The following is a 15,985-nucleotide window of genomic DNA, read 5'->3' on the forward strand; positions in this document are numbered from 1 at the left end:
TCTAGCAGAAGCCGGATCTTGTGTCGCAGGCATTTCGCAGTGGAGGTGGTGGCAACCCCTGCTGCCGAACGGTGAGCACCATGCCCATCACGTCGACTCCCCACCCGGCCTTGAAGAGCGGGTGGGGAGTCGGCCGGCGCGTCTGGTGCGCGGTAACGTCAGCCGGCGTCGACTGCCTGCTCTCACCGCCCAGCGGGTCGACCGGTGTTGTCCTTTGTGGACTTACCGGGACATCATTGCCTGCTTGGTTTCCGGAGAACGGAGCCGCACTGGCCTGCAGGAGTTGTATTCCGCAGGTCAGCGCGGCCTTCATGTCACAGGAATCCACTCCGTCTTCACCGTCACCGCGTCGAGCGCGTCCGGCAGCGGCGTGACACCGAGGCCCGGACCGGTCGGCACGGCCAGGTGACCGTCGTCCAGCACGAACGGCTCGGTGACGTCCATCGCGTAGTAGCGGTCCGACGCCGACGTGTCGCCGGGCAGCGTGCAGCCGGGCAGCGCCGCCAGAGCCACGTTCGCCGCCCGTCCGATGCCCGTCTCGAGCATCCCGCCGCACCAGACCGCGATCCCGTGCGCCGCGCAGACGTCGTGGATGCGCCGCGCCTCCAGGTACCCGCCGACCCTGCCGGGCTTGACGTTCACGACCTGGCAGGCGCCGAGCTTGATCGCGTCGGCCGCGGACTGGGCCGAGGTGATCGACTCGTCGAGGCAGATCGGCGTGCGCACCACCTTCGCCAGCTCGGCGTGGGCGAGGATCTCCTCCTCGTCCAGCGGCTGTTCGATCAGCAGCAGGTCGAACGGGTCGAGCTTGGCGAGGTGCCGGGCGTCGCCGAGCGTGTAGGCGGTGTTCGCGTCGACCTGCAGCAGCACGTCGTCGCCGAACCGCTCGCGCACGGCCCGCACCGGTTCGAGGTCCCAGCCGGGCTCGATCTTGAGCTTGATCCGCACGTAGCCCTCGTCGAGGTACCCGCCGACCGCGGCCAGCAGCTCGGGGATCGAGTTCATGATCCCGACCGACACCCCGCACGGCACGCGGTCGCGCGTCGCACCCAGCTCGCGGCCGAACGACACGCCGCGCGTGCGCAGCTCGGCGTCCAGCACCGCCATCTCCAGCGCGCCCTTGGCCATGCGGTGGCCGCGGAGCTTCCCGAGCCGCGGTGCCACCGACACCCCGTCGACCTCACCGGCCAGCGCGGGCACGAGGAACCGCCGCAGCACGTCCGCGCAGCCCTCCAGGTACTCCGACGAGTACACCGGGTCGGCCATGGCGACGCACTCACCCCAGCCCTCCGCCTCCTCCGACACGGCGCGGAGCAACAACAGCTGCCGCGTGGTCTGCGTGCCGAAAGACGTGCGGAACGGGGACTTCAGCGGCATCTCGACCCAGCGGATCTCCACCCCGGAGAGCTTCACCGCGCTTCCTCCTTCTCGACGACGTACCAGCCGGACCTGTCGAACCCGGTGATGCGGGCGCCCGCGGCGAGCAGGCCGCCGAGGACGTCCCGCACGGCGTAGCGCCACTCGGTGGCCGCGGCCGGGTTCGTGGCCCGCAGCGTCTCGACGTCCGGCGGCACCGCGACGAGAACGGTGCTCGCGGAACAGGTTCCGCGCACCGGCAGCCCGTCCTCGGAGATCCCGAGCCCGATCACGCCGGTGGCGGCGGTGGTGCGCGGGTGGCCCTCGCACGCGGCGACGACCTCGGGAGAGGTGATGGGCCACCGGACGAGCAGCCGGTCGGTCTCGCCGCCGCCGTTGATGTCGTCGTCCATGCTGCCGTAGAAGTCGGGCAGGTACTCGGTCGCGTCCGCGGCGAGCTTGCCCAGGTTGAAGTGGGCGTTGCGGCGCACCAGCGGGTCGAACGTCCAGGTGACCTCGGTGAGGCCGCGTTCCAGGGCCCACGTCCGCTGGTCGAGCTTCATCGCGTAGCCGACGTTGCGGCCCCGCATGCCGGCCGCGACGCCCGCGATGTGGCTGTGCAGCGCGCCCGCGGCGGGCGGCGAGCAGAAGCCGATGCACGCGCCGACCAGCTCGTCGCCGTCGAACGCGCCCGCGACGTAGCTGCCCGCCTTGGCCATCGCGCGCAACAGCTCCGCGTTGACCGGGGGAGTGCCACCGTCGCCGGTGGGACGCCAGATCGACTCGTACAGCTGTTGCGTGGCAACGAGCTCCGCGTACTCGGTGAGCTGGCGCACCACCACGTTCCGCGTCACCACCGTCATGTCAGCTCCTTCACGAGCGCCGCGAGCAGGGCCGTGCGCGGTGCCAGTTCGGACACCAGCACGTGCTCGTTCTCCGCGTGCGCTCCACCGCCCACCGCGCCGAGGCCGTCGAGCGTCGGAACGCCCACGCCCGCGGTGAAGTTGCCGTCGGACGCGCCGCCGACCGCGGCCTGAGCCAGTGGGAAGTCCGCGAGTCCGGACGCGAGCGCGAACAACCCGGAGGACGCCGACAGCTCCATCGGCGCGCGGTTCGGGCCGCCGGTCACCTCGACCTTCGCCCCGTCCACCACCGGTTCCAGCGCCCGCATCGCCTCGTCCACGCGCCGTTGCTCGGCGAGGTTGCGCACCCGCACGTCCACCATGAACTTCCCTTGCGCGGGAACGGTGTTCGTCGTCGTGCCGGAGCTCAGCACCGTCGGCACCACGGTCGTGCCGGCGGCAGGGTCCGCCAGCTCCGCCACGGCGAGGACCTGGTGCGCCGCCTCGATCGTCGCGTTCACCCCGCGCTCGGGTTCGAGCCCGGCGTGGGACGCACGGCCGTGCAGCGTCACCTCGTACATGGACGTGCCCTTGCGCTCGGTCTTCAGAGCGCCGCCGTCCGCCGACCCCTCGGTGACGAGCACGGCCGCGTGCTGCACGGCCTCCTCCTCGATCAGCCCGCGCGACGACGGCGAGCCGATTTCCTCGTCGCCGGTGATGAGCACCGTGACGCCGTCGGGGGACCCCAGCGACGCGACGGCGTGGAAGATCATCGCGACGCCGGTCTTCATGTCGAAGCAGCCCGGCCCGCGCAGCACGCCGTCGCGCACCTCGAACGGGATCCGCTCCAGCGTGCCGACCGGCCACACCGTGTCGTGGTGGCCGAGCAGCAACACCCTGCGCGGCCCGGAACCCAGCCGCCAGCGCAGGTGCGTGCGACCGTCGAGCACGATCCACTCGGGGGTCGTGCCGAGCAGGGCGGAGCCCACCTCGGCGGTGACCTCCGCGCTGCGGGCGACCGCCGCCAGGTCGGTCGACGGCGACTCGCAGCTCACGAGCCGCTCGATGTCGGCGAGCAACGTCATCTCAGGACACCTTCGGCGTGGCGCGGACACCCATGTGCACGTACTCCTCGCCCGTCGGCAGTGAGTAGAACACGACGGACGTCCAGCTCTCGTTCTCCGCCATCCTGCACACGAACGTGGTGTCGTCGAGCGGCACGAGGTCGACCTCCGGCGGGTCGGGGACGAGGCCCTTCAGGGGACCGGTGATCGCCGTCCTCAGCCGCAGTCCCTTCTCGCCCTCGGTGATCTCCATGTGCGTCGACTCCCGCTCGTACCGGCCGACGTACCGCGCCAGGTCGACGGCCGGCGGCTCCGCGGCCGGTTCCACCGGGCGCGGCATGGCCACACCGGCCAGCTCGGCGAAGATCTCGCGGTACAGCTCCAGGTAGATCTCGCGGGCGTGGTCGCCGTTGGTCAGCAACGTGACCGCGAGCTGCTGCTCCGGCAGCAGGCGCAGGAACGCCGACTGGCCGATCGTGTTGCCGTCGTGGCCGATCAGCCGGTGACCGTCCCAGCCGAACCGGATCCAGCCGACGCCCCACGAGTCGCCGAGCGCGTTCGGGTCCGGCAGGTCGGTCTGCTTCTCGGTCATCGCGGCCGCGGACTCCTCGGACAGCACCCGCGTGCCGTCCTGCGCCACCCCGCCCTCGAGGTGCATGCGGGCGAACGCCAGCACGTCCTCGGTGGTCGAGAAGATCGTCCCGGCCGGGCCGAGCGAGCGCGGCAGCTGCCACACGGGCGCCGGCACCTGCTCGCCGTCCTCCTCCATGTGCCCGACCGCCGCGCGGTGCAGCAGCGCCTCCTCGGGCAGCGTGCCGGTGCGGGTGAGCCCGAGCGGGGCGAAGAGCTTCTCCTTGAGCGCCGCGTCCCACGTCTTGCCGGTGATCTTCTCGATCACTCGGCCCGCGAGCACGAAACCGGCGTTGCTGTAGGAGAAGGTCGCGCCGAGCGGGTGGTTCTGCGGGGCGTCCGCGAGCAGCCGGGTGTAGAGCTCCAGGCAGTCGTCGCCGCGGCCGGTGTCGGTGAACAGGTCGCCGTCGATGCCGCTGGTGTGCGTGAGCAGGTGGCGCATGGTCACCTTCCGCTCGACGACCGGGTCCTTCAGCTTCAGCTCGGGCAGCACGTCGGCGATCGGCGCGTCGAGGTCGAGCAGGCCCTCGTCGACCAGCTGCATGACCACGGTCGACGTCCACACCTTGCCGATCGAGCCGATCTGGAAGACCGAGTCGTCGGTGACCTCGACCCCGGTCCTGGTGTTGAGCACGCCGTGGTGCGCCTGGACGACCTCGCCGCGGTAGAGGATGCCGAGCGCCGCGCCGGGGACGCCGTGCTTCGCCGCGAGCGCGGAAAGCCTGCGCTGCCAGTGCTTCGCGTCGAGCGGCCTGCGTCCGGTCACGTGCTCGCGCACCCAGTCGACGACGCGGCGGTTGAAGTCCTCGCGGTGCGACGGCTTGCCGTTGAGGATGAACAGGTGCGACTCGTCCGGGTAGAGCACCAGCTTGGCGGGCACCGAGTTCTGGCGCAGCGCGGTGAACCACTGCTCGGCCTGGCCGACGGGACACCTGTCGTCGGCGGCGCCCTGGTAGATCAGCGTCGGCGTGCGGACCTGGCCGACGAGCGTGATCGGGGACAGCTCCGCGAGGTGCTCGCCGGGACCGCCGAGCTCCAGCTCGGTCAGGTAGTGACCGCCGTCGGACGTGCCGCCCATGCTGCTCAGGTCGCTGACCACACCACCGGCGACGGCGGCGGCGAACCGGGAGTCGCGGCTGGTGAGGTAGCAGGTCATGTAGCCGCCGTAGCTGTACCCGGTGACGGCGAGCTTCGCCGGGTCGGCGAGACCTTCCTCGACGAGCTGGTCGAGCGGCTCCAGGAAGTCCTTCGCGTCGGCTTTGCCCCACGCGCCGAGCGCGGCCCGGTAGAAGTCCTCGCCGTAGCCGTCGCTGCCGCGCGGGTTGAGCGTCAGCACCGCCCAGCCCTCCTCGGCCAGCACCTGGTGGTAGAGGTGGACGGGGTCGGCGGTGCCGTTCCACGCGTTGTGCGGACCGCCGTGGACGTCGAGCAGCAACGGCAACGGGCCCGTGCGCGCCGGGTCGCGCAGCAACCAGCCGTGCACGACAGTGCCGTCGGAGACGGTGAACTCGCGCTCCTCGCGCACCAGCACGTCGTCGCTGTTGTGTCCGGTGTGGACGGTGACGTCACCGGAGGCCAGGTCGACGGTGGCGATCTCGCCGTACGAGGTGGGCGTGCCCAGGACGATGGCCGCGACACCACCGGCGACGGAAAGCCCTGACACGACACGGGAGTCGCCTCCCACGACCAGCTTCGGCTCGCCGCCGTCGAGGTCTGCGGAGTAGAGCTGCGTGCAGCCGCGGTCGCGGGCGCAGAACAGCACGCTGTTCCCGTTCAGGGCCGGACGGCCGCCGGGATAGCCCGCCATGCCGGGCATCACGTTCCGGTCCAGCGCCGCAGACAGGGTGCGCGCCTCGCCGTCCGGGGACACGTGCAGCAGGTCGACGTGCCCGGTGTCCGCGGTGAGCCGGCCGGTGACGATCAGGCCGTCCTCGGTCCACAGGACGGTCGCGACCTGTCCTTCGGCGAGCCCGACGACCCGCGGTTCCGCGTGGCCCTCCACGTCGACGACGTGCACCGGGGAGCGGAAGTTCAGGTCGGAGTCCTCGTCCCGCGCCGCGCTGAAGGCCAGCTTCGTCCCGTCCGGTGACCACGCGGGGGTGTCCGCGAAGTAGTCGCCGGTGGTCACCTGGCGCACCTCGCGGCTCTCCAGGTCGAGCACGTGCAGGTGGGCGCGGATGCTGCGCAGGTAGCCCGACCCGTCGGCCTTGTAGTCGAGGCGGTTCGCGACGATCGGCGCCTTGGCGTCCGCGATGTCGACGGGCGCGGAGAACGCGATCTTGGTGCCGTCCGGGTTCCACACCGGTGCCCCGGCGCCGAGCGGCAGCGTGGTCAGCTGCTCCGGTTCGCCGCCGTCGGCGGGCAGCAGCCAGAGCTGCGCCGGCCCGTCCTGGGCCCGCAGGAACGCGATGACGCCGCCCTTCGGGGACCACGTGGGTGCCACGTCGGTCTTTCCCCTGGTGAGCTGCCTCGCCTCGCCGCCGGACAGCCGCCACAGCGCCCGCTCGTCGCGGTCGGCCTCGCGGTCCGTCGTCCGCAGCACGTAGACGACGTCGGCGCCGTCCGGGGAGATCGCGGGCTGCTCGGGCAGCGCGAAGCCGTACAGGTCCTCGATGGTGGTCATGGTGGTGGTCCCCCTCGTCAACGGGTGGCGCCGAGCTCGGCGCGGAAGAGATCGAGCACGTTCTGGCCCAGCACCAGGGCGATGTCGTCGTCGGCCCAGCCGCGCTTCCGCAGCGCCTCGGTGACGAGCGGCAACCCCGCGGGCCCTTCCAAGCCTGGCAGGAACCGGTCCGTCGGAACGCCCTCGATGACCTGCGTCTCGCAGCACGGCGGCGTGACGTCCTCGAGGACCTCCTTCACGAAGTCCGGGCCGAGGCCGACGTGCCGGACGCCCATGACGCCCGCGATGTGCTCGATGTGGTCGATGAGCCGGTCGATGGTGAAGTCGGTCTCGTGCAGGAACGGCGCGAAGAAGTTGACGCACACCACGCCCCGGTTGCTCGCGATGCCCCTCAGCTGTTCATCGGTGAGGTTGCGGTGGTGGTCGCGCAACGCCCGTGCCGACGAGTGCGTCGCCATCACCGGCCGGGTCGCGAGCTCCAGCACGTGGTCGACGCCCGCCGCGCCGAGGTGGCTGACGTCGAAGATCATGCCGAGCCGCTCCATCTCGCCGAGCGCCGCGACGCCGGCCCTGGTGAGCCTGCTGCCGGTGGCGTCCTCGCCGCTGCCGTCGGCCAGCGCGGTGCGGCCGAAGTGGGCGAGCGACGCGATCCGCACGCCCAGCCTGCTCAGCGTCTCCAGCAGCTCGACGTCCTCACCGACGCCGGGCGCGCTTTCGAGCGCCAGCACGAGCGCGATGCGGTTGTCCGCGAGCGCGGCGTCGATCTCGGCGCCGTCACGGCACAGCCGCACCGCGCCGGGGTTCGCCTCGGCGATGCGGTGGGCGGCCTCGATCTCCCTCAACGTCTGCCGCAGCGCGCCTTCCGGGCGGAACACGTCGTCGACGAACACCGGCAGCACCTGCAGGTCGACCCCGCCCGCCTCCAGCTGGGGCAGCCAGCGGTCGCGGAAGTGCGGCACCCACTGCTCGACCGGGCGGTGCGCGATCGCGGTGAGCAGGTCGTTGTGGGTGTCCGCGACGACGCTGCGCCCGTGCAGATCGTCGATCATGAAGCCTCCAGCCGTGTGTGCCGCTTGGGCGCGGCCGCGAGCAGCTCACGCGTGTACTCGTGCGCCGGCGCCGTGAGGACCTGCTCGGCAGGCCCCTCCTCGACGATCCGGCCGTCCTTCATCACCGCGATCCGGTCGCTCACGTACCGCACGACGGCGAGGTTGTGCGAGATGAACAGCATCGACAACCCGAGCCGCCGCTGCAGCTCGCGCACCAGGTTCAGCACGGCCCCCTGCACCGACACGTCGAGCGCGGACGTGATCTCGTCGGCGATGATGACCTCGGGCTGCCCGGCGAGCGCCCTGGCCAGCGCGACGCGTTGCCGCTGCCCGCCGGACAGCCGCGCGGGCAGCGCCGCGGCGCGGCCGGGGTCGAGGTTCACCAGTTCCAGGAGCCGCGCGACCTCGGCCTTCTTGTTCGTGCCCCGGGGCATGGCCTCGGCGATGGAGCCGCCGATGCTCATCCTCGGGTCGAGCGAGGAGTACGGGTCCTGGAAGACCATCTGGACCTTGCGGCGGTGACGCGTCTCGCCGTCGAGGAGGACCCGGCCCGCGGTGACGCCCACGAGGCCGACCGCGGTGGCGGCCAGGGTGGACTTGCCGGAGCCCGACTCGCCGACCAGTCCTACGACCTGGCCCGACGGGACCGTGAGGGTGACGTCGTCGACGGCCAGGTGGTGGCCGTAGCGGACGCTGACGTGGTCGAAGTGGAGCTCACTCATCGCGCACCTCCCGCGGCCGCCAGCGCCAGTTCCTTCTCCGACTTCCAGCACGCCACCCGGTGCCCGTCCGACATCTCCTTCAGCTCCGGCTCATCGGTCCGGCACCTGTCCTCGGCGAGCGGGCAGCGCGGCGCGAACGGGCAGCCCCGCGCGATCTCGCCCGGCTCCGGCGGACGGCCAGGGATGACCGCCAAAGGCGCGTCCCGGTCCGTGTCCAGGTCGGGTACCGCTGCCAGCAGCGCCGTCGTGTACGGGTGCCGCGCGGCCGTGAACAGCTCGTCCGTCGGCAGTTCCTCGACGATCCGTCCCGCGTACATCACCAGCACGCGGTCGCAGGTCTGCGCGACCACGGTGATGTCGTGGCTGATCAACAGCACTGCCGCGTTCCGCTCGGCCCTGATCCGCGCGAGCAGCTTGAGCACCTCGCGTTGCACGGTGACGTCGAGCGCGGTGGTGGGCTCGTCGGCGATCACCAGGCGCGGCTCGCCCATCAGGCCCATCGCGATCATCGCGCGTTGCCGCATGCCGCCGGAGAACTCGTGCGGGTACTGCTTCACCCGCCGTTCTGGCTCGGGGATGCGGACGGCGCGCAGGCGGTCCACGGCCTTCTGGAGGGCCGCCTTGCGCGAGAGCCCCTGGTGCACCTCGGACACCTCGGCGAGCTGGCCGCCGATGCGGCGCGTCGGGTTGAACGACGTCATCGGGTCCTGGAACACCATCGCCAGCTTGGTGCCCAGCTCGCGGTCCGGTGTGGAGCGCAGCGGTGTGCCGTCGAAGTCGAGCTGGTCCGCCGTCACCGACCCGGGGTGTTCGATCAGGCGGGACACGGCCAGCGCGGTGAGGCTCTTGCCCGACCCGGACTCGCCGACCACGCCGATCATCTCTCCGTTGTGGACGGTGAACGAGACGCCGCGCACCGGGGTGATGCCGCCGGGGAACGTCACGTGCAGGTTCCGCACGGTCAGCAGGCCGTCGTCCGTCTCCTCCACAGTGGACTCGTGGTGCGGTACCGCACGGCCGCGCGGCTGCTGCCTGCCGCCGGCGGCGGACGCGGCCGCCTCGCCGAAGAGGTTGAACGCCAGCCCTGCCAGCACGACGGCGATCGCCGGGCCCAGCGCGGGGGCGGGGGAGATGTAGATCCGCTGCAGGCCCTCGCCGAGCAGCCTTCCCCAGTCGTAGGACGGCGCCTGGACGCCGATGCCCAGGAACGACAGCCCGGCGAACGAGGTCAGCGCGGACCCCGCCGCCAGGGTCGCGTTGATCACGAGGGGTTCGGCGATGTTCGGCAGGACGTGCCGGACCAGCAGGCGGAACCTGCCCACCCCGCACACCCTCGCGGCCTTGATGAAGTCACGTCCGCTGACCGCGGCGGTCAGCGTCTGGGTGAGCCGGGCGAACGACGGCGCGATCGCGAACGCGATGGCGAGCACCGCGCCGACCGTGCCGGTGCCGAAGATGACGGCGAAGAACAACGCCAGCAGCAGACCGGGGAACGCCACGGCGATGTTCACGCCCGAGGTGACGAGACGGGCCGCCCACCGCGGCAGCACCGACGGCACGGAACCCAGGACCAGACCGGTGGTCACGCCGATCAGCGTGGCCAGCAGGGCGAGGCCGATCGTCAGGCGGGTCGCCACGAGCACGCGGTAGAAGATGTCGCGGCCGAGCTGGTCCGTGCCGAGCAGGTGGCCGGCGGACGGGCCCTGCTGCAACGCGTCGGTGTCGATCGCGGCGGCGCGGTCGCCCCAGAGGAGCGGGGCGAAGACCGCCAGCAGGAGCAGGAGAACGAGGAGCACGGCCGACGCCAGGCCGACGGGGGAGCGGAGTGCGGCGCGCATCAGGCCTCCCTGATCGTCGAACGGGGGTCGAGCAACGCCAGCGCCACGTCCACGAGCAGGTTCACCAGCAGCACGCCGGCGCCGTAGACCAGCACGATGCCCTGCACCGTCGGGTAGTCCTTCTGCTGGATCGAGCCGACGATCGTCGACCCCAGCCCCGGCCACGCGAACACGTTCTCCACCAGCACGGTCCCGGCGACCAGCGCCCCCAGCAGCATGCCGCCGAGGGTCAGCGTCGCGGTGACGGCGTTCGGGAGCGCGTGCCGCAGGTACACCAGTCGTGCCGGCAACCGCTTGGCCCGTGCCGTGCGCACGTAGTCGTCGCCCAGCACGGAAAGCAGCTCCACCCGGACGATCCTGGCCAGCACCGCGGCCGGTCCGATCGCCAGCGCCAGCACCGGCAGCACCCACGAGCCGGGAGCATCGTTGCCCGCCACGGGGAAGAGGTTCAGCTGCACCGCGAGGAAACCCACGAGCCCCACGGCGAGGAGGAACTCCGGGATCGCCGCGAGCACCACGCTCGTCGAGGTGAACGCGAGCTCACCACCGCGGCGACGCCCGCCCTTGGTCAGGATCGCCATCGCGACGCCCACCGGCACCGCCACGACGATCACGAACAGGAACGCGAGCACCGCGAGCTGCACGGTCGCGGGCAGCCGGTCGCCGATCAGGTCGGACACCGGGGTGCCACCGGTCAGCGAGGTGCCGAGCTCACCGCGGAACAGCCCGGACAGGTAGCGCCAGTACTGCACCGGCAACGGGTCGTCGAGCCCCAGCGCCGCGCGCCGCGCGGCGACGACGTCGGGTGGAGCGGTGAGGCCGAGCGACTCGCGGACCGGGTCGCCGGGGATCAGGTGGATCATCAGGAACGCCGCGGTGATCAGCACCCACAGCGACACCAGGAACCGCACGGCCCGCCGCCGGGCGAAGGGCAGCCACGTGCCGCCCTCCACCCGATGCTCCTTGATCATGACGCGAGCATCCGGATCGACGTCGGGTCGGGGCTCTCGCTGATCGTGAACTTCGCGCCCTTCACGAACACGGGCAGCACCGAGTCGTAGTACGGGATGAAGCTGGCGTCCTTCACCAGCGCGGCCTCGGCCTTGTTCCAGTGCTCGCACCCGTCCTTGCCCGCCATGGTGGCGGCCTGCTTCGACTCCGCCTCGAACTCGGCGTTGGCGATGTGGGCGAAGTTCACGCCGTCCGGAGGCAGCGCGCCGGACGCGAACGGCGTCAGCTGGCTCGGCAGCGAAAGGGTGAGGGGCACCATCGACGCGTCCCACGCACCGGTGTCGAACAGCGCCTGGTTGACACCGGCCGAGTCGACGGGCGCGATCTCCACCTTCACGCCGATGCCCTGCCACGTCTGCTGGATCAGCTCGGCGGTCGAGGTGAGCGTCGGCCCGGCGACGGTCGGCTGGAGCAGCTTGACCGACAACGGCTTGCCGTCCTTGACGCGCGTGCCGTCCGGCCCCGCCTTCCAGCCCGCCGCGTCGAGCGCCGACGTCGCCGCGGCCTTGTCGAACTTCGGCAGGTGGGGGCCGACGTTGTCGCCGGTGCACGGCCGGGGCTTGACCGTCACGAGGCTCTGCGACGGCTTGCCCTTGCCGCTGGTGAGAACCTTGCCGACCTGGTTGAGGTCGAGTCCCTGCACGAGCGCGCGGCGCACCGCGGGGTCCTTGCCGGGATGTCCCTCCGCCTGGTTGAACGTCAGCGTGCCCAGTGGCGTCGCGCCGTCCACGTGGTCGACCTTCTGCGCGAGCAGGCGCTCCTGGTCGGGTCCGACGATCTGGGCGCCGGTGAGCTGGCCCTGCAGCAGCAGGTTGACCGCGGTCGTCTCGTTCGGGATCACCCGGAACACGACCTTGTCCGGCAGGCCCGGCTGATCGGCCTTCCAGTCGCCGGGTCCCCAGGTGAAGTCCTTGCGGCGCTCCATCGAGTAGCGGTCGTTCGGCACGATCTCGGTGATCTTGAACATGCCGGTGCCCTGCTCGCCCTTGGCGAGCAGCGCGCGGTCGGCCATGCCCTTCGCGCACACGATCGACAGCGTGCCGATGTTCGTCAGCAGGAACGCGTCCGGCGCGCCGCTGGTGACGGTGACGGTGCGGGCCGCCTCGTCCGCCGTCGCCGTGGTGCCCGCCGCGACCTGGAGCCCGGTCAGCGCGGACTTGTTCGCCGGGTCGCCGATGAACGCGATGTTCGCGGCGACGTCCTTGGCGGTGAGCGGCGCGCCGTCGGCGCAGGTGAGGCCCTGCCTCAACGTGAAGGTCGCCGTGGTGGTCGTGGCGTCCCACTTCTCCGCGAGCCCGGCGACGATCTCACCGTCCTGGGTGCGTTCGATCAGGCTGGAGTAGAGGAACCGGCCGATCGAGCGGGCCGCGGACAGGACCGTGAGCGCGGGATCCAGGCTGCCCGGATCCGTGCCGATCGACATCGTGAACGTCTTGCCGTCGGCGAGGGCCTGGTTGCCGGACCCGGTGTTCCCGGAGGTCCCGCAGGCGGAGGTGGTCAGGACAACGGCTCCGAACAGGGCTACCGCACGCTTCATGATGGGCTCCGGAGGTGGTCGACGGCGAGACGTCCGGCGCGGCCGATCACCGCGTCGACGGCGGGTTGCCGGAGGTCGAGCGACTGGGAACGCGTGAACACCGCTACGGCGTAACGGCGTCCGTCGGGGTAGGTGACGACTCCGGCCTCGTTGCGCACGCTCGGCAACGTGCCGGTCTTGGCGGCGATCTGGACGCCGGCCGGGAAACCCGATCCGAGCCGGTGCGGCCAGACCTGCTGGGCCATGATCGACCGGACCTGCTCGCACGCCGGCGGTGAGGCCGCGCGATCGGTCCAGATGGCGTCCAGCAAGGTGGTGATCTCCCTCGGCGTCGAGGAGGTGGTGCGTTCGGGGTCCACAATGGACAACTTCCGGACCTGGTCCCAGGTCGGGTTCTCGAGGGCGTCCCCGGCGTCACCGGTGCCGAGGTCCGCCGCCACCGAGGCGAACAGGTCCTCGCAGCAGCCCAGGATCCGGGTGCGGCGGAGGCCCAGCTTCGCCAGCACCGCGTCGACGGCGGCCTGGCCGACGCGGTGGAACACGACGTCCGTCGCGGCGTTGTCGCTCATGGTCATCATGAACGACGCGAGGTCGCGCCAGCTCATCTCGACGTCGTCGGCGCACCCCGCGGTGCCGATGCCGCCGATCCGGTACCGGGACGTGACGCGCGTGCGTTCGGTCTCGTCGAGCCGTCCCGCCGCCACCTCCTCGGCGAAGGCCACGGCGACCGGGATCTTGAACACCGAGGCCAGCACGACCTGGTCGTCAGCTCCGAGGCCGGTCTCCCCGCCGTTCTCGACGCCGACCTCGCGGGCGTGGACGAACCCCTCGACACCCACGTCCGCGAAGGCTTTCTCGACGGCTTCGACGGTCACGGGGCCACCCGGCGGTCCGCGCGACCGGTGTGCAGGTACAGCGCGTGCCCGTGCCCGTCGTCACCGACGAACGCGTGCGGCATGTGGATCCCGTGCACCGGCTCGGCGGCGACGAGGGTGTCGTTGCGCCACGGAACCAGCTCGGTCTTGCCCGCGGACTCCGGGCTGACCTCGGCCATGATCCCCTTGGGCACGAGCTCCATCCAGATCCGGCCGTCCTCGTCCTGCGTGATCACGCGCTCGGCGACCGACGACACGTACACGCCGGTGAACCGCTCGCCGTCGACGCGTCCCGGCTCCGCGGCGGGCTCGGGCATCGCCCGCAGCTCGACGCCGGCGAGCTCGCGCAGCACGTGCCGGAAGATCGCCTGGTAGAGGTCGAACGTGTTGCCGCCGTTGGTCAGCAGCGCGATCGCGACGCCCTGCTCGGGAACCATGCGCAGGAAGGCGTTCTGCCCGATCGTGCCACCGTCGTGGCCGATGACCGTCCCTTGTGGATAGTGGAACATCTCCCAGCCCAGGCCCCACGCGTCGCCCATCAGCGCCAGGTCGGGAACCTGCACCTGCACTTCCCGCATGGCGCGGGCGGACTCCGGGGACAGCACCTCCGCGCCGTCGCCGATGTGCATCCGAGCGAACTCCAGCAGGTCGCGGGCGCTCATCGCGAGCACCGACCCGGCCGGCGCGTTCGACCGCACGAGCGACCAGATCGGCGCGACCTGCGGCCCGGTGTCCTCGTCGGGGGTGAGGTGCCCGACGGCGGCGCGGAACATGATCGCCTCGTCGGCGCTGGTGGCGGCGTGGGTCAGGCCGAGCTTCGCGAACAGGTGCTCGCTCAGGCAGCGGTCGTAGGGCTTGTCGCGCAGCACTTCCACGATCCGGCCGAGCACGCAGTAGCCGGCGTTGTTGTAGCTGAACATCTCGCCGGGCGGGAACAGCTGCGGGGTGTCGTGCAGCGTGGCGACGTACTTCTCCACGCAGTCGTCCCCGCGCCCGGTGTCGGTGAAGAGGTCGCCCTCGAAGCCCGCCGTGTGGTTCAGCAGCTGCCGGACGGTGATGCGCGCGGACGCGTCCTCGTCGGCGACGCGGAAGCCGGGGAGGTACTCGCGCACGGGCGCGTCGATGTCCAGCAGGCCCTCGTCGGCGAGCTGCATGACGAGCGTCGCCGTCCAGACCTTCGTGATCGAGCCGATCTGGAACACCGAGTCGGTGGTCGCTTCGACGCCGGTGTTCTTGTTGAGCACACCCGCGGCGGCCTCGACGACGTCGTCGCCCACCGTGACGGCCGCGCTCGCGCCGACCACGCCGTGTTCGGCCACCAGTCGCGGCAGGTTCTCCTGCAGCCAGTCGCTGATCTCGTTGAGCTTGGACATCCGCGCGCCTCATCCAGTCGACGTGACTCCGGTCACCCGCAAACCTAGGTTCGACGCCCGTGCCGACACCTCGTCGCAACGGACGAATCTCACCTCCCGGTTCTGTCCGCTCGGACGAACTCTCTGCTCGGGTGGAGCAGGCTCCACCTCCGTCCTGGCAGTCTGCGTGATCGTTCCCCGGCCGTGCGGAAATTACGTTCTTCCTCGGAAGTCGTTGCGAGGCAAGGAGAACGTGATGAGGGCAGATGCCCTGTCGTTGCAGGCGGTGCGCAAGGTGTACGGCTCGGGCGGTGGTGCCGTCACGGCGCTGGACGAGGTCACCGTCGGCATCCGGCGAGGCACCTTCACCGCGGTGATGGGCCCGTCCGGCTCCGGCAAGAGCACCTTCCTGCACTGCGCGTCGGGCATGGACAGGCCGACGTCCGGCCGCGTCCTGCTCGGCGACACCGATCTCGGCGGCCTGAAGGAGGCCGCGCTCACCGAGGTGCGCCGCGACCGGATCGGGTTCGTCTTCCAGGCCTACAACCTGCTGCCGTCGCTGACCGTGGAGCAGAACATCACCCTGCCGCTGCGCCTGGCAGGCCGCCGGGCGGACGCGGGCTGGCTCCGCGAGGTCGTCGCACGGGTGGGTCTCGACGGCCACCTCTCCCGGCACCCGTCCGAGCTGTCGGGTGGCCAGCAGCAACGGGTGGCGATCGCCCGCGCGCTGGTGGCGCGGCCCGAGGTCGTGCTGGCCGACGAACCGACCGGTGCCCTGGACTCGCGGACGGCGCACCAGGTGCTGACGTTGCTGCGGTCCATCGTGGACGAGATGGGGCAGACCGTGCTGATGGTGACGCACGACCCGGTGGCGGCTTCGGCGGCGCACAGCGTGTTGTTCCTGGCGGACGGGAGGCTGGCGGGGGAGCTGGTCTCGCCGACCCCGGAGAAGGTGGCCGAGCGCATGACGCACCTCGGGGAGTGGTGACCGTGCCGCAGATCGCCGACCACCTGGCCCGCCTCGGACAGGTGCTGACCATCGAACTGCTCGCCTGCGCGGCGGCGGTCGCGATGCTGGTCCTGAGG

Annotated in this window: 11 protein-coding genes and 1 pseudogene; 1 reads left to right on the forward strand and 11 read right to left on the reverse strand. The window is 71.4% G+C overall.

Features of this window, described 5'->3' with window-relative positions:
* Window positions 1-309: 309 nt before the first annotated feature.
* The 11 genes and pseudogenes from menC to VM306_RS37915 form a co-directional block, all read right to left on the reverse strand.
* Window positions 310-1,413, reverse strand: coding sequence for an o-succinylbenzoate synthase (menC, locus tag VM306_RS37865; RefSeq protein WP_325523717.1), 1,104 nt, complete (start codon window positions 1,411-1,413; stop codon window positions 310-312).
* Window positions 1,410-2,219, reverse strand: a complete 810-nt coding sequence (locus tag VM306_RS37870; protein WP_325523719.1) for a GNAT family N-acetyltransferase — start codon at window positions 2,217-2,219, stop codon at window positions 1,410-1,412. The genes menC and VM306_RS37870 overlap by 4 nt, the downstream gene beginning before the upstream one ends.
* Window positions 2,216-3,283 carry a M20 family metallopeptidase gene (locus VM306_RS37875; RefSeq protein WP_325523721.1) on the reverse strand — a complete coding sequence of 356 codons (1,068 nt, stop codon included), beginning with the start codon at window positions 3,281-3,283 and terminating at the stop codon, window positions 2,216-2,218. Before VM306_RS37875 ends, VM306_RS37870 begins: the two co-directional genes overlap by 4 nt.
* 1 nt (window position 3,284) lies before the next feature.
* Window positions 3,285-6,515 carry a serine hydrolase gene (locus tag VM306_RS37880; RefSeq protein ID WP_325523723.1) on the reverse strand — a complete coding sequence of 1,077 codons (3,231 nt, stop codon included), beginning with the start codon at window positions 6,513-6,515 and terminating at the stop codon, window positions 3,285-3,287.
* 17 nt (window positions 6,516-6,532) lie between these two features.
* A complete protein-coding gene (locus VM306_RS37885) occupies window positions 6,533-7,564 on the reverse strand; it encodes a dipeptidase (protein ID WP_325523725.1) in 1,032 nt (343 codons plus the stop codon).
* Window positions 7,565-7,572: 8 nt separating this feature from the next.
* Window positions 7,573-8,286, reverse strand: a pseudogene (locus tag VM306_RS37890) (ABC transporter ATP-binding protein); the annotation flags it as partial.
* Window positions 8,283-10,124, reverse strand: coding sequence for a dipeptide/oligopeptide/nickel ABC transporter permease/ATP-binding protein (locus VM306_RS37895; RefSeq protein WP_325523727.1), 1,842 nt, complete (start codon window positions 10,122-10,124; stop codon window positions 8,283-8,285). The pseudogene VM306_RS37890 and the gene VM306_RS37895, both read right to left, overlap by 4 nt.
* Entirely contained in the window at window positions 10,124-11,095 is a 972-nt protein-coding gene (locus VM306_RS37900; protein WP_325523728.1) for an ABC transporter permease, read from the reverse strand. The genes VM306_RS37895 and VM306_RS37900 overlap by 1 nt, the downstream gene beginning before the upstream one ends.
* The gene (locus tag VM306_RS37905; RefSeq protein ID WP_325523730.1) at window positions 11,092-12,672 is read right to left on the reverse strand and encodes an ABC transporter substrate-binding protein; all 1,581 of its coding nucleotides are present in this window, start codon (window positions 12,670-12,672) and stop codon (window positions 11,092-11,094) included. The genes VM306_RS37900 and VM306_RS37905 overlap by 4 nt, the downstream gene beginning before the upstream one ends.
* On the reverse strand, window positions 12,669-13,547 hold the full coding sequence (locus tag VM306_RS37910) for a serine hydrolase (RefSeq protein WP_325523732.1): 879 nt from the start codon (window positions 13,545-13,547) through the stop codon (window positions 12,669-12,671). Before VM306_RS37910 ends, VM306_RS37905 begins: the two co-directional genes overlap by 4 nt.
* Window positions 13,544-14,920 carry a serine hydrolase domain-containing protein gene (locus VM306_RS37915; protein ID WP_325523734.1) on the reverse strand — a complete coding sequence of 459 codons (1,377 nt, stop codon included), beginning with the start codon at window positions 14,918-14,920 and terminating at the stop codon, window positions 13,544-13,546. The genes VM306_RS37910 and VM306_RS37915 overlap by 4 nt, the downstream gene beginning before the upstream one ends.
* A gap of 235 nt (window positions 14,921-15,155) precedes the next feature.
* Between VM306_RS37915 and VM306_RS37920 the strand changes: the two genes are divergently transcribed.
* Window positions 15,156-15,887 carry an ABC transporter ATP-binding protein gene (locus tag VM306_RS37920; RefSeq protein WP_325523736.1) on the forward strand — a complete coding sequence of 244 codons (732 nt, stop codon included), beginning with the start codon at window positions 15,156-15,158 and terminating at the stop codon, window positions 15,885-15,887.
* Window positions 15,888-15,985: the final 98 nt, after the last annotated feature.

It is taken from the genome of Lentzea sp. (genome assembly GCF_035525475.1).
Taxonomy (GTDB): Bacteria; Actinomycetota; Actinomycetes; order Mycobacteriales; family Pseudonocardiaceae; genus Lentzea.